Genomic DNA, 13,992 nt, shown 5'->3' with positions numbered 1-13,992 from the left:
CCCCCCCCCCCCCCCCCCCCCCCCCCCCCCACAACCCCGGACCAACTCAGCGGGGTGGGCTCTCCTTGCGGCAGGCCGGAATCCCTCACCGGCGCACGCGCACAGCCCTCCCCGTCTCGAGAGACTCCTGTGCAGCGTCGGCCACGCGGGAGGCGTCCACCGCCTCTTCCGGCGGGCACGGGTTCTCCCGCTCGCCCCGGACCAGCTCCACGAAGGCTCGCATCTCCGCGCGATAGGCCTCCGCGAACCGCTCATGGAAGGTCCGGTGCGGCGTCCCGGAGGGGAACCTGACCCCCGGCTCGGCAGACCGTCCGGCATAGGAGTCGTCCAGCCCGACCTGCAGCGTGCCGGCGGAGCCCTGCAGCTCCAGGCGGACATCGTGGCCCGCCCCGTTGTATCGGCTCGCCGAGACGGTGGCGACCGTGCCGTCCTCCAGCTCCGCGAGCGCGACGGCGGTGTCGACGTCGCCGACCTGCCCGATCGCCGGGTCCCCGTTGTTGGAGCCCCGCGCGCAGACCTCCACGATCCGCTGACCGGTCATCCATTGCAGGATGTCGAAGTCGTGGACCGAGCAGTCGCGGAACAGCCCGCCGGAGGTGGCCAGGAATTCCACCGGCGGCGGGGTCATGTCGGCGGTGATGGCCCGGATGGTGTGCAGCCAGCCCAGGTCGCCGCGGTCCAGCGCCCCCTTCGCGGTCAGGCAGCCGGGGTCGAGACGCCTCTGCAGGCCGATCTGCACGGTGCTCCCGAGCCGGGACACCGCCTCGAGCACCGGCAGCGCCGCCTCGGTGGACTCGGCCACCGGCTTCTCACAGAAGGCGGGGATCCCCGCCTCGGCGGCTCGCAGGATCAGCGGCGCATGGGCGGCTGTGCCCACGGCGATCACGACGCCGTCGGGCGAGCCGCCGCCGGGCGCCCCGGTGAAGAGCGCGTCGACGTCGGGCGCCGCCCGGCAGCCGATGTCCGCGGCGACCTGCCGGGCGCGGGCGGCGTCGACGTCGGCGATCACCAGCTCGACGCCGTCGGCTGCGAGGGCTTGGAGGTGGCGGGCGTGCATGACGCCGATGCGTCCGACGCCGATCAGTCCGACGGTGGTGGTCATGGTGTGCACTCCTGACGCCGGGTCGCGTGGATGACGAGGATCAGCCGGAGAAGGGCAGCCGGGGGTCGATGTCTTGGCGCTCCCAGGTCCGGCGGATCCACCCGTGGTGGGGATCGTCGCTGATCAGCCACTCGCGCACCGGGCCCGGGCCGGCCATGACGTTGAGGTAGTACATGTCATGCCCGGGAGGGGTCATGGCCGGGCCGTGCCAGCCGTAGGGCACCAGGACGACGTCGCCGCTGCGCACCTCCGCGGTCACGTCGATCTCGCGCTCGTCCGAGGCGTAGACGCGCTGATAGCCCATGGCGTCCGGGCCGCCCTCCTCCGGAGTGGGGACCGGCATGTCCTTCGCGGTCTGCATCTCGAAGTAGTAGATCTCCTCCAGGGCGGTCTCCCCTTCGGCCTCCTCGTCATGCTTGTGCGGCGGGTAGGAGGACCAGTTCCCGGCGGGCGTGAGGACTTCACAGACGATGAATCGGTCCGCCTCAAGCGTGGCGGGCGTGCCGAAGTTGTGGACCTGACGGGAGCAGACGCCGGCGCCGCGCAGCTCCAGCGGCACCTCCTGGACGCTCAGATGCCGCACGGGATGCTCGGCCGCGGCGGGCGCGGAGGCCACCGCCACGCGTCCGCCCTGAGCAGAGCCGATGGTGAGCGCCTGCCGGACGCCGGTGTAGAGCACGTCGGTGGGGCCGTGGAAGACCGACGGCCGCCCGGCGAGCTCGTAGCTCGCGCCGGCGACCTCCACGGTGAACGATCCGGTGAGCGGCACCACGATGCGCTCCTCCTCCTGGGCGTCCAGGGTGAGGGTCTGGCCGGGACTGAGGTCGGCCACGCGCAGCCCGGTGTGCTGCCAGCCGGGCACCTCGGTGATCGAGTCCGGGGTCCCGAGGTCCAGCATCCAGTCGCCGCGGGCGGCAGAGCCGGCGGGGTGGAACCAGGGAGAGGCGGGGGCTTCGGGGCGTGAGGAGGTCATGGCTGTCCCTTCCAGGCGAGAGGGCAGGGTGGAACGGGCGTTGGTGGCGCCTGACGGGTCGGTCAGTTCACCAGGGTGATGTCGAAGGAGTACATGTCCGCCCGGTAGACGTGGTGGCCGCATTCGACGGCAATGCCGCGACTGTCCAGGGCGGTGCGGTCCATCATCACCAGAGGGGCGCCGACCTCGGTGTCGAGCAGCTCGGCCTGTCGGGCATCGGCCGCTCCAGCACCGACGGTCTGGTGGGCCATACGGAAGTCGATCCCCGCGCGGCGCAGGAGGTTGTAGAGCCCGTCGGACTCGAGCTCGGCCTGCTCGAAGTCGGCGATGCCGCGCGGCACCCAGTTCTCCATGAGGGCGAGCGCGCGGCCGTCCACAGTGCGCAGGCGGACCATGTGATGGACCTCCGCTCCGCGGGTGAGGTTGAGCTGCTCAGCAATCTCGGTCTCGGCCTCCACCAGCTCCAGCGACAGGACGGTGGTCTGCGGCGTCGCTCCCTCGTCCTGGAGGTCGTTGTAGAGGCTGGAGAGCCGCAGGTTGCGCCGCACCGGCGCCCCGACCACCTGGGTGCCGACGCCGCGACGGCGCACCACCAGCCCGTTCTGGACGAGCTGATCCATGGCCTGCCGCATGGTGGGGCGGGAGAGGTTGTAGCGCTTAGCGAGGGCGATCTCGTTCTCCAGCTTCGTCTCCGGGGGCAGCAAGCCGTCCCGGATGGCCTTCTCGAAGGCGGAGGCCACCTGATGGTAGAGCGGCACCGGCGATGACCGATCCAGGGTGATGTCGAGGTCACGGGTCACGGGGTCTCCTTCGTGCGTGTAATTGTCAGTTTGTCACGACAATCGCATCTTTGGAAGAGTCTATGGGCTCATGATGTGATCCCGCCCATGATGCCACCGGACCGACGACCTGACGACGCCCACCGAAGAAGCTGGCCGGAGCGTCGGTGCGCGTCCAGGCGCGGCCGGTAGACTGGGCCGCTGCCGCAGGACGCGCCCGCCGATCAACGAAAGGGCCTCGATGACCACCCCCGCCCCGGAGAAGACAACCCGACGCCGTCGCCCCCGCCGCCAGCCGCCGGCTCAGCGGCCTCGACTGCGCCTCGGATTCGCCGGATGGGTCGTCTCCTGGCTGGTCCCCACCTTCGTGATGGGTGGACTGCTGCTGGGACTCTCCTTCGTGCCCGGCCTCGACGACGACGGCTTCCTCACCCCACTGATCCCACTGATCGGCGGCGCCGCCGTCAGCATCGGCATCCCGGGCACCCTGCTGGTGACCTGGCTGTACCGGCACCACCTCAACCCGACCCTGCATGTGTTGGGCTATGTGGTGGTCGGCCTGCTCTACGGGCCGGTGGTCCTGCTGGCCGGCACCGGCGGCCTGATGCCCATGCTCATCCCGCTCGTCGGCTTCCCCGCCGGGGTGCTCCTCGGTGTGGGCCGCTGGGCCGCCCAGCCGCTGGCGACCGTGATCGATCCCGCCACCGACGAGGCTCCCACAAACGAGACCCCCGCAGACGACGACGTCGACGCCGTCTCACCCACCCCTGGCCGCAGCTGAAGGACGTGACGATGACGCAGACCCTCCCGCAGACCACCCGCCCGCCGATGACCTTGACGATCGCCGGCTCCGAAGCCACCGGCGGTGCCGGCGCGCAGGCCGACCTGAAGACCTTCCAGGAGCTGGGCAGCTTCGGCATGATCGCTCTGACCTGCATCGTCTCCTTCGACCCGAAGGATGACTGGAACCACCGCTTCGTGCCGGTGGAGCCGCAGGTCATCGCGGATCAGATCGAGGCCATCTTCGGCGACTATGACGCCGAGGCCCTGGACACGGTGAAGCTGGGCATGATGGGCACTCCGACCACGATCTCCACGGTCTCCGAGGCCTTGGCCGCGCGCCGTCCGCGGCACGTGGTGCTGGACCCGGTGCTGATCTGCAAGGGGCAGGAGCCCGGGCACGCCCTGGACACGGACAACGCCCTGAAGTCCGAGCTGCTCCCGCAGGCCACCTTCGTGACGCCGAACCATTTCGAGGCCGAGCAGCTCTCCGGCATGACGGTGCGCAGCCTCGAGGACCTCACCGCTGCCGCCCACGAGATCCACCGGATCTCCGGGGCGGCAGTGTTGGCCAAGGGCGGAGTGCGGCTGGAGGGCCCGGATGCCGTCGACGTCTTCGTGGACGGGGACGGCGCTGAGGTGCTCCGCTCGCCGAAGATCGGCGAGCATGCCGTCTCCGGCGCCGGATGCTCGCTCGCGGCCGCCGTCGCCGCCGAGCTCTCCAAGGGCGCCACGCCGCTGGAGGCCGCCCGCCGAGCGAAGGAGTTCGTCACCGCGGGCATCCGTCAGCGCGTGGCGGGAGGCACGCCGTTCGACGCGCTGTGGCAGGGCGGCCTGCGCGACTGACCGCTCCGGCGCCTCTCCCCCCGCACTCCGGCCTCAGATGCCGACATTCCCGCCCGCCCGACGGGCAGGAGCCTGAGCCGGCCCCAGATGCGAGAGAGGCCCGGGCGGTGCCGTTCTCACCGCCCGGGCCACAACCCTGACCGAGCACCTCTCCGAAGGCCGTTGCACCGAAACCTCCGGGGTCTCCAAGCCAGGTTCTCGTGATGCACGTACACCGTTTCTGTACGTCACGAACTATTTTCCTCCGGCAACGATGGATCCCTCTAGTCGACTTTCGTCTAGTGTTGCGGGGCCAGCACGGCGTGTTGCCCAGCTGGCCTCCAGGTTCACCACAGGCTGCCTCCAGGTCAGCGCTTCCAGCTCGTGAAAACCTGGAGATGCCGGGCTACGCCGCGACTCAGTCCTTCTTCACACCCTGCACTGTGACCACCCAGTGCCCCTTCCGGTCGAATCCGGCCCGAGCCTGGCCGCCGAAGGCCGCGGCGCGGTCCCGGATGCCGATCAGTCCTGCCCCTGAACTGGACCAGCGGGACACCGCCCGACGGCGCGAGGCCACCGTGTTGGTCACCGTCAGACCGGCCTCCTTCTCCCCGGCCCACACGCGGATCCAGCACGTCTGCCCGTGGCCTGCGTAGCGGGCCACGTTGGTGGTGCACTCCTGCAGGATCCGGTAGAGCGCGGCATGGACGGAGCGGGAGAGCTCGGAGAGGTCGCCGTCGAGCTCGCAGCTGACCGTGAACCCGAGGCCGCGCAGCTGCGCACAGAAGGTCTCCGCCCCGGTACGGATGTCCAGTTCCGTGGCCGAGGAGGTGGGCAGATCCTCCAGGGCCCCATCTTCCCGCAGCAGGTTGAGCATGCGGCGCAGGTCCTGCAGAGCCGCTCGGGAGGAGTCTCCGATGACCTCGACGGCGTTGCGGTAGGAGTCCTCGGTGTCAGCCATCTGCGCCGCCCGGGACTGCATGGCGATGATGGTGATGTCATGGGCGACGATGTCGTGGAGATCCCGGGCGATCGACTTCCGCTCGGCAGCCACGGACTCGCGGTGTCGCGCCTCGACCTCCTCCAGCTCTCGCCGGGACTGCAGCCTGGCGTTGGTGACCTTCCGGAAGGCGGACCCCAGCCCGTAGGAGCCCATGATCAGCAGCACCATGATCGCCATGAGGACCACCCCGCTGGTGGGGTCCTCCAGCTGGTTCGTCAGGAACCCGGTCCAGATCAGCGTGGCCGCCAGCAGGGACCGACGGAACAGCTTGGTGGTGACCATCGCTCCGACGCCGACCAGCAGGACGGCCAACACCAACGAGTAGGCCAGGCCTTCGGTGACCAGAGACACCGCCACCATGATCAGTCCGACGACGGCCGCCCAGGTCACCCGCACCCACAGCAGCACCACGCAGCCCACGCTGAGCAGCCCGGCCATGGCGATCTCCACAGGGAAGGACTTCCCCTCGAGCATCTCCAGGATGATGTCGGAACCCAGGGCGATGCCGAACAGCAGGGTGACGACCACCAGCAGCCACTTGTTCAGGTCCCGGGCGTACCAGAACCCCTGCGATTCGAACTCTTCTGCGACACTCGGCACGCAGCCAGTCTACGAGGACGGCCCCGGCAGCTCGGCGGCAGGCTCCGGCCCCGTGCGCGCCGGACATCCAGGTCACGCTCCTACAATCGTGCTCATGACCAACACGCCCGCCGATGAGGCCCCGACGGCGCCGATCCCCCGCGCCCCCGAGATCCGGGTCCTCATCGCCGATGACCACCCGATGATGTCCACCGCGCTGCGCACCTATGTGGACTCCACCCGAGGCATGCGGTGCGTGGGTGAGGTGCGGGACGGCAAGGCCGCCGTGGAGCTCGTGGCCCAACTGATGCCCGACGTCGTCGTGATGGACATGCACATGCCCGGTACCGACGGCATCCAGGCCACCGGACAGATCCGCCGCATGTTCGACACCGTTGCGGTGCTGGCGGTGACCACGTTCTCCACGGAGCGGTACGTGATCCCCGCACTGCGCGCCGGGGCGGGCGGGTACATCGTCAAGGACGCCGAGCCGGAGGAGATCATCGAGGCGATCCGGCAGGTCCATGACGGGCTGGCACCCTTCTCCCCCTCGGTGGCTCGGGAGCTGATGCTCTCGGTGAAGGACGACCCTGCCCAGGTGGAGTCCATGCTGCGCCGCTACCCGGAGCTGCCGCGCATCCCGGAGCGGGAGCTGCAGGGGCTGAAGCTGCTGGCCAGCGGCCGGTCGAACGCAGAGATCGCCGCGGAGATGGTGGTCTCGGAGGCGACGGTGAAGGCCTATATGGGGCGCCTCATGCAGCGCCTCGGCGTCCGCGACCGGGTGCAGCTGATCATCCGCGCCACGGAGCTCGGCCTGGTGGAGCCGGCGCTGGACTGAGGAGGCCCAGACCGGACCCCCTCAGACCACGTCCCGTGCCGCCCGCTCACCCCGCGATCGGGTTCTCTAGCTCCCCGGCGTGGATGAGTGAACCGGAGGCGTCCGCCAGGTCCACCATCTGCCGGGTGTTGCGCAGCTGCAGCCTGTTCAGGCAGGAGTGCGCATACCGCGGCACCCGCAGGTCCAGCCGACGACGGCGGCCCACCCCCTCGGCCTCGCCGCGGGCCTCCTGCTCCGCCACCACCTGGCTCACCACCTCCCAGAAGGCGGTGTCGGTGAGGACGCCGTCAACATGCAGCACCCCGGCCAGGTGACGCAGCACCCCGCCGAAGACATCGGTGAAGATCAGCTGGGCGGCCTCATCGTCGTCGATGACGTGCCGCATCCGGGAGATGTCCTCGTCCAGCTCACGGTCACCGATGACGGCGGCCTCCTCGCCGATGTCCTTCATGAACACCCCGGCGACCCGGCCCTCCCGCAGCCGCAGGATGATGTTCTCCCCGTGCGGCATGAACGCGAGCTCGTGGACCTCCAGGCAGTGCAGCACCGGCAGCAGGTAGGCCCGCAGGTACTCGCCCAGCCAGGCCCGGGGCGTCAGCCCGGAGTCCTCGATGAGCGCCGCGGCCACCGAGGCGCCGCGCGCGTCCCGGTGCAGCAGCGCGGCCATGGTCATCATCCGGTCGTCGGGCTCCTCCCGTTCGCCGAGCCGGGCGATCGGACTCTCCCGCCACAGGGCGGCCAGCATCTTCTGCTGGTCGGAGGAGGCCTCGGCCCGGTGGTACGCGTCGCCGGTGTAGCCGATGGCGGCGTGCTCGCGCAGCACGTCGAAGCCGAGCTCAGCCAGCCGGGCGTCGCCGCGCACCTGGGCTGCCACCCAGTCATTGATCGCGGGGGTGGCACGCATGTAGGCCGGGGAGAGCCCGCGCAGGAAGCCCATGTTCTGGATGGACAGTGCGGTCTTGATGTAGGACCGCTCCGGGTGCTCGACGTCGAAGGCGGTCCGGATGGACTGCTGGGGCTGCCAGGCCCCGGGCCCCTCCCCCAGCACCACAAGATCACGCCGGGCGATGTCGGGGGCGAAGCTGACCGCCACCCGGTGGCGGAACTGCCAGGGGTGCACCGGCAGGAGCACGTAGTCGGCCGGGTCCAGGCCGAGGTCATGGAGCCGGGCGTGCAGGCGGGCCCGCCCCGCGGCTCCGAGCTCCAGCTCCCAGTGCTGAGCCTCCGTACGCCCGGCGCCGAGGTCCAGCCGAGTGTGGGCCCGTCGGGCGGCCACCCATACGTAGCGGAAGGTTGCACCGGACTCCGGCGCATAGGCGCGCAGGTCGTCCACACTGAAGCCGATGCGCCCGTTGGTGGCCACGAAGCAGGGATGCCCCTCGGTCATGGCCGCCTCGGTGTGCTGCAGATCCCCGGCGACGTCGAGGTCCCGCCGTCCGCGGGCCAGCTGGGCGGCGGACGGGCCCCCGCGATGGTTCTTGAACGCCGCGCTGGCCAGGGTCGCGGCGACCTCCTCCAGGTAGGTGCCCAGCAGGTCCTCGGGGATGCCGAGGAGGTGCTGCAGCTCGACGGTCAGCTCTTGCGCGTCCAGGGGACGCTGATGGCCGTGGACGGCGTCGAGGCGCTGCAGGCTCTCCTCGTCGAGGACCCAGTGGTCCAGGGTCAGGCGGCGGGCTCGGAACCGGTAGGTGCTGGCGCCGGGGACCTCCAACCTCCAGAGGGGCGCAGCGCCGGCGTGCTCGCCCGGGTCCTGCTCTGCTGTCGGCCTGAGGAGCTTCTCATGGCTGAACTCCGCCAGCGCCTTGGCCACCAGGTGCCGCTGGGCGAGGGCCATGTGCTCGGGCCGCAGATGCTGCGTCCCCGCGTCACCCCCTGACCCCACCTCTGCGACCGACCCGGCGGCCGACCCGGCGACCGACCCGGCGACCGACTCTGTTCCCACCCCTGCGGCCGCCGCCTCGGGGCGGGTCCCGCGGGCCAGCACGCTGAGCATGGCCCGTTTGTCCGGCAGGGCGATCTCGCGCAGCTCCTCGAAGCCGACCTCGCGGTTCTTCCGGCGCACCGCATCGTTCTCCACGTCCGGCTCCACCACGAGACGGCCTGCGCCCAACGACCAGCAGTGCGCGACGACGGCCCGCATGATCGCACTGGTCAGTCCGTGGCGCCGGCGTGTCACGTCCTGCGGCGCCGGTGCGACGAGCAGATGCATGCCCAGGTCACCGGTCTCGGCGTCGTGGACGTCGGTGAGCACCACGCGGGTCGGGTCATAGGTCTCCACGTAGACCAGGGCGTCTCCGGCCTCCTCCCCGATCCAGGCGTCCTGGGCGTCGTCGTCGGTGATCTGCTCCAGGTACCGACGCACCTGTCCACGGCTGAGGTGCCCCATCTGCCAGTGGTGGGCGCCCGGGTGGGTCAGCCACCGGTGCACTCGGCCGGCGTCGGTCTCCGGATCAGCGGGCCGGAACACCAGCGGCAGGTCCGAGGTGCCGCAGGCCGGCTCCGTCAGTGCGGGGTCGTCGACGATCGGCACGGCACCGGCAGGGGTGTCTCCCGTGTCTGTGGCCTGTCTGGTCTCGGTCGTCTGTGTGGACATGGTCGCCTGTGGGGTGATGGTCGTCTGTGGGGTGATGGTCATCGTGGCACCTCCGCGGTAGTGGGGAGTCCGAACTGCTGGAAGGCGATGCGCCGCTCCAGCGGGTAGTGCTCCTCGCCGGTGATGGTGGCGAGGATCGAGGCGCTGCGCCAGGCGCCCATGCCGAGGTCCGGCGCGGTCAGCCCGTGAGTGTGCTCCTCGGCGTTCTGCACGAAGATCCGTCCGCCGAGCGTGTCGATGCGGTAGTCCCGCCCGACGGCGAGGCGGCCGGCGGCGTCGCGGCCGATGAGGTGTTCCACGGGTTCCAGGAAGCTCGGGTCCCGGGGCGTGTAGCCGGTGGCGAGGATCAGGTGGCCCGTCTGGTGCTCGGCCTGCTCGCCCAGCTGCCGGTGCACCAGCTGCAACCGGTGGGACCCGTCGGCGGGATCCCAGACGGCGCCGGTGACCTCTGTGTCGGTGAGCATCCCGACCTCGAGAGGCCGGTGGGCGCTGAGCCGATAGAGGGCGTCATGGATCCGGTCGATGGTGGCGGTGCTGATTCCCTTGTAGAGCCCGCGCTGCTCACGGGTGAGCTGGTCGCGCACGCCCTCGGGCAGGCGGTGGAAGTGATCGGTGTACTCGGGAGAGGTCAGCTCCAGGGTCAGCCGGGTGTCCTCCATGGAGAAGAAGCGCGGGGACCGGGTGATCCAGTCCAGCCGCAGGTCGTGCTCCCGATGGGACTCCAGCAGGTCCAGAAAGATCTCGGCCGCGGACTGCCCGCTGCCCACCACGGTCGCCGATCCGGCGGCGAGGATCTCCTCGCGGCGGTGCAGGTAGTCCGCCGAATGGGTGGCTGCCGGCGAGGCGTCCACATCCTCCCGCAGCGCGGCGGGCACATGCGGGGCGGTGCCGATGCCCATCACCACGTGGCGTCCCCGACGGACCTCCACTCCGTCCGCGGTGACCGCGGTGACCACGAAGGTGTCGGTGGCGGCGTCGTGCTCCACGGACTCCACCTGACGTCCCCAGCGCAGGGAGGGGAGCCGATCGGCGGCCCACCGGCAGTAGGCGTCGTACTCGCTGCGCAGCGGGTGGAAGTCCTCGCGGATGTAGAACGGGTAGAGCCGCCCGGTCTGCTTGAGCCAGTTCAGGAAGGAGAACTCGGAGGTCGGGTCCGCCATGGTCACCAGGTCGGCGAGGAACGGCACCTGGATGGTGGCGTCGGTCAGCATCATGCCGTGGTGCCAGGCGAAGCCGTCGCGGGAGTCGAGGAAGACGGCGTCGACGTCCTCCAGGGAGTGGGCCAGGCAGGCCAGCCCGAGGTTGAAGGGACCGATGCCGATTCCGACGACGTCGTGCACGGCGCCTCCGCCAGCTTCCTCCCGGGTCGGTGTGCTGGTCATCGAGAGGCCTCCTCGGCGAGACTGGCCGGCGCTCCGGCCCGGTGACGGTGCAGGATGCGGGCGCATTCGGCGACCTCGTCCAGGCTCTGGGCCACCTGCTCGGCGGTGGTCTCCGGGTCCAGCAGCGTGAGCTTCAGACAGGGCCGGGAGTCCAGGACGGTCTTGGCGACCATGACCCGCCCGGACTCCTGGAGCACCTGGCGGACCAGCGCGACCAGCGCATCGGCGTCCTGGTCCCCCACGCCTGCCGGCTGCCACCGGAAGAGCACCGTGGTGAGATCGGTGGGAGCGAGCAGCTGCAGCTCATCGTGGCCCTCCACGTGGCGATGCACCTCCTGGGTGAGGTCCAGCAGGGCGTCCCAGGCCCGCCCGACGGCGTCGACGCCCGCCCCGCGCAGGGTCGCGTAGAGCTTCAGGGCGTCGAAGCGTCGGGTGGTCTGCAACGACTTGTCCACCTGATTGGGCTCGGCGCCGCCGGCGGGGTTGAGGTAGTCGGCGTGCCAGGCTCCTCGCCCCAGGTCTGCGGGGTCGCGCACCACCAGGGCGGAGGAGGAGACCGGCTGGAACCAGGCCTTGTGGAAGTCCAGCGTCACGCTGCGGGCCGATTCGATGCCGGCCAGCCGATGGGCCTGGCGCTCCGAGGCCAGCAGCCCGCAGCCGTAGGCGGCGTCCACGTGGAGCCAGAGGCGCTGGCCGCGGCAGATCTCGGCCAGCGGTTCGAGCGGATCGATGACCCCGCGGTCGGTGGTGCCGGCAGTGGCGGCCACGGCCATGGGAACCCGGCCGTCGGCGGCGATCTCGTCGAGGACGCGCCGCAGGGCTGTCGGGTCCATGCGGCCGGCGTCGTCCGAGTCCACGGTGATGACCGCGTCGTCGCTGAGGCCGAGGAGCAGCGCGGCCTTGGCGATGCTGAAGTGGCTCTGCGAGCTGGTGAGCACCACCAGCTGCTGCTGGCGCACCGCACGGGCGGGCCCGGAGGTGCCGGCCAGGGCCGCCTCCCGGGCCAGGAACAGGGCCTGCAGGTTGGACTGGGTGCCTCCCGAGGTGAAGATGCCGTCGCCCCGGCTGTAGCCGATGCGCCCGGCGATCCAGCTGATCAGGCGGCGCTCCAGGAACGTGCCGATGCGGGACTGGTCGTAGGTGTCCACGGAGGGGTTGACGGCGGCGAGCACGGCCTCGGCGGCCACAGCGTGCACGTCGACGGGACAGTTCAGATGCGAGAGGTACGCCGGGTGGTGGTACCAGACGGCTTCGGCGAGGAAGAGCTCGTCGAGCTCCTGCAGCAGGGCGGGGCCGCCGATGCCGGGGGCGTCGAGGTCGACGGCGGCGGCTCGGTCGGCGAGCTCACGCTGAGGCGTGTTGGTGGAGGGCGCGTCGGCGGAGGCGAGTCGCAGGGAGATCCGCGAGCTGACCTCCCCCATGAGGGCGTCATAGGACCCGGTGGCTCCGGGGCGCAGAAGGGTGAGCTGATCTGGGAGGACATCATGTGAAGCTGTCATGTGAGGGGAGCATAACTGCAATTACGTCATATTCAAGTGCTGTAATCCTGTGAGGTTGCTGGAAGCTGCTTGTGGGCCCGGTGTACTGCCGATGGCCCGGGCCCGTCGGCGCGGCCGCGAGGGCCTGCCAGGACGCAGGTGTCCCGCGCTGACCGGAGGTGCAAGAAAGCCCACCCAGCCCTCGCTGCCCCATGCTCAGAGTGAGGCATGTCACCGACCTGTGACGTTGCGCGTCGTCGACACCTGCGGGCTGGCATCCGTCGCACACGCAGTGACTCTCGGGTAACATGTGGGGCGGCGCACATCACCGACCAGCTGCTGGAGGCCCTCATGCGAGCCGAGATCGACCCGGACTACGACGTCACGACGCCCCGCGACCTGGACTACTACGGCGTCTTCGCGGACATCCCTGATCAGGACCGTGCCTGGTGGACCCGTGCCCGGGAGTTCTCCACGGGCGTCGAGGAACGCATGACGCAGTGCTGGGAGGCCGGAGAGTACCCCGTGGATCTGGTCCGAGACGCTGGCGCCCGCGGGCTGCTCACCGACGGGGTCGACGTCGACGGCGTGGGCGAGGGCCTGAGCACCCTCTCCCCTCTGGCGGCCGGACTGGTCAACATGGAGACCTCCCGGACCGACGGCTCCCTGGGCACCGCACTGGCCGTGCAGGGCGGTCTGGCACTGCGCACGCTGGCGATGTTCGGCTCCGATGAGCAGAAGCAGCAACACCTCGCCGACCTGGCCACCGCCCGCACCCTGGGCTCCTTCGCCCTGACCGAGCCCACCCACGGCTCCGACTCGGTCTCCCTGGAGACCACCGCGAAGCTGGTCGGCGATGAGACCACCGGCCACTACGTGCTCAACGGCGCCAAGAAGTGGATCGGCAACGGCGCCTCCGGCGGCATCACCTTCACCTGGGCCCGGGTCTCCGGCGGCGAACACGACGGACAGGTCCGCTGCTTCCTGGTCAACCAGGAGACGGAGGGCTACCGGGCCGAAGTCATCGAAGGCAAGGCCTCGCTGCGCGCCATCCACCAGGCGGTCATCGAGTACCACGACGTCACCCTGCCCGCCGACGCAGTGCTGCCCGGCTCACACTCGTTCAAAGACACCTCCAAGGTCCTCTTCGCGACCCGGCTGGGAGTGGCGTGGTCCGCCGTCGGACACGCCGCCGCCGTCGTGGAGGCCGCCCTGAGCTATGCGACCCAGCGGGAGCAGTTCAGCAAGCCGCTGGCCGGGTTCCAGCAGGTCCAGGAGCGGCTGACCTGGATGACCAGCGAGCTGACCTCCATGCAGCTGCACGTGCGGAAGGTGACCGAGCTCGACGCCGTCGGGAAGCTCTCCGGCCCGCAGGCCTCGATGGCGAAGTACCACAACACTCGCAAGGCCCGGGCGATCGCCCAGGTGGCCCGCGACATGCTCGGCGGCAACGGCATCCTGCTGAAGAACAAGGTGGCCCGGCACATGGCTGACATCGAGGCCATCCACACCTATGAGGGCACCGAGTCCGTGCAGTCCCTGATCATCGGGCGCGACCTGACCGGGCACTCCGCCTTCGCCTGAGCCCTCCCCCGCGCTGAGTTGGTCTGGAGTTTTGGGGGGGGGGGGGGGGGGGGGGGGGGGGCCCCAACAGGAGCCG

General features: G+C 70.4%; 11 protein-coding genes. 4 read left to right on the top strand and 7 right to left on the bottom strand.

The features are described 5' to 3' along the window. Positions 1-85: 85 nt before the first annotated feature. The 3 genes from Q7C18_RS16640 to Q7C18_RS16630 all read right to left on the bottom strand — a co-directional run bounded on the left by Q7C18_RS16640 (position 86) and on the right by Q7C18_RS16630 (position 2,875). Positions 86-1,102, bottom strand: a complete 1,017-nt coding sequence (locus Q7C18_RS16640; RefSeq protein ID WP_311026323.1) for a Gfo/Idh/MocA family oxidoreductase — start codon at positions 1,100-1,102, stop codon at positions 86-88. Positions 1,103-1,142: 40 nt separating this feature from the next. Continuing rightward, the gene (iolB, locus tag Q7C18_RS16635; RefSeq protein ID WP_311026321.1) at positions 1,143-2,075 is read right to left on the bottom strand and encodes a 5-deoxy-glucuronate isomerase; all 933 of its coding nucleotides are present in this window, start codon (positions 2,073-2,075) and stop codon (positions 1,143-1,145) included. Positions 2,076-2,137: 62 nt separating this feature from the next. Continuing rightward, positions 2,138-2,875, bottom strand: coding sequence for a GntR family transcriptional regulator (locus Q7C18_RS16630; protein WP_070158339.1), 738 nt, complete (start codon positions 2,873-2,875; stop codon positions 2,138-2,140). Positions 2,876-3,095: 220 nt separating this feature from the next. On the opposite strand from Q7C18_RS16630, the gene Q7C18_RS16625 reads away from it, so the two are divergent. Both Q7C18_RS16625 and Q7C18_RS16620 read left to right on the top strand, forming a co-directional pair. Then, a complete protein-coding gene (locus Q7C18_RS16625; protein WP_311026320.1) occupies positions 3,096-3,635 on the top strand; it encodes a hypothetical protein in 540 nt (179 codons plus the stop codon). Positions 3,636-3,646: 11 nt separating this feature from the next. Beyond that, positions 3,647-4,480, top strand: a complete 834-nt coding sequence (locus tag Q7C18_RS16620; RefSeq protein WP_311026319.1) for a hydroxymethylpyrimidine/phosphomethylpyrimidine kinase — start codon at positions 3,647-3,649, stop codon at positions 4,478-4,480. Between the two features lie 397 nt (positions 4,481-4,877). Here Q7C18_RS16620 and Q7C18_RS16615 read toward each other — a convergent pair whose 3' ends face one another. After that, positions 4,878-6,062 carry a histidine kinase gene (locus tag Q7C18_RS16615; RefSeq protein WP_311026318.1) on the bottom strand — a complete coding sequence of 395 codons (1,185 nt, stop codon included), beginning with the start codon at positions 6,060-6,062 and terminating at the stop codon, positions 4,878-4,880. A 94-nt stretch (positions 6,063-6,156) separates the two neighbouring features. On the opposite strand from Q7C18_RS16615, the gene Q7C18_RS16610 reads away from it, so the two are divergent. Further along, entirely contained in the window at positions 6,157-6,879 is a 723-nt protein-coding gene (locus Q7C18_RS16610; protein ID WP_311026317.1) for a response regulator transcription factor, read from the top strand. 46 nt (positions 6,880-6,925) lie between these two features. Here Q7C18_RS16610 and Q7C18_RS16605 read toward each other — a convergent pair whose 3' ends face one another. From Q7C18_RS16605 to Q7C18_RS16595, 3 genes are read right to left on the bottom strand one after another with little or no spacing between them, the layout of a single operon-like run. Continuing rightward, positions 6,926-9,514 (bottom strand): GNAT family N-acetyltransferase, encoded by a 2,589-nt coding sequence (locus tag Q7C18_RS16605; RefSeq protein WP_311026316.1) that lies wholly within the window; start codon positions 9,512-9,514, stop codon positions 6,926-6,928. Next, positions 9,511-10,854 (bottom strand): SidA/IucD/PvdA family monooxygenase, encoded by a 1,344-nt coding sequence (locus Q7C18_RS16600; RefSeq protein WP_311026315.1) that lies wholly within the window; start codon positions 10,852-10,854, stop codon positions 9,511-9,513. Before Q7C18_RS16600 ends, Q7C18_RS16605 begins: the two co-directional genes overlap by 4 nt. Continuing rightward, the gene (locus Q7C18_RS16595) at positions 10,851-12,353 is read right to left on the bottom strand and encodes a pyridoxal-dependent decarboxylase (protein ID WP_311026314.1); all 1,503 of its coding nucleotides are present in this window, start codon (positions 12,351-12,353) and stop codon (positions 10,851-10,853) included. The genes Q7C18_RS16600 and Q7C18_RS16595 overlap by 4 nt, the downstream gene beginning before the upstream one ends. A 330-nt stretch (positions 12,354-12,683) precedes the next feature. On the opposite strand from Q7C18_RS16595, the gene Q7C18_RS16590 reads away from it, so the two are divergent. Next, entirely contained in the window at positions 12,684-13,916 is a 1,233-nt protein-coding gene (locus tag Q7C18_RS16590; RefSeq protein ID WP_311026313.1) for an acyl-CoA dehydrogenase family protein, read from the top strand. Positions 13,917-13,992: the final 76 nt, after the last annotated feature.

Source organism: Nesterenkonia sp. CL21, assembly GCF_031705515.1.
Lineage (GTDB): Bacteria > Actinomycetota > Actinomycetes > Actinomycetales > Micrococcaceae > Nesterenkonia > Nesterenkonia aethiopica.
This window is presented reverse-complemented; position numbering and strand designations above follow the sequence as displayed.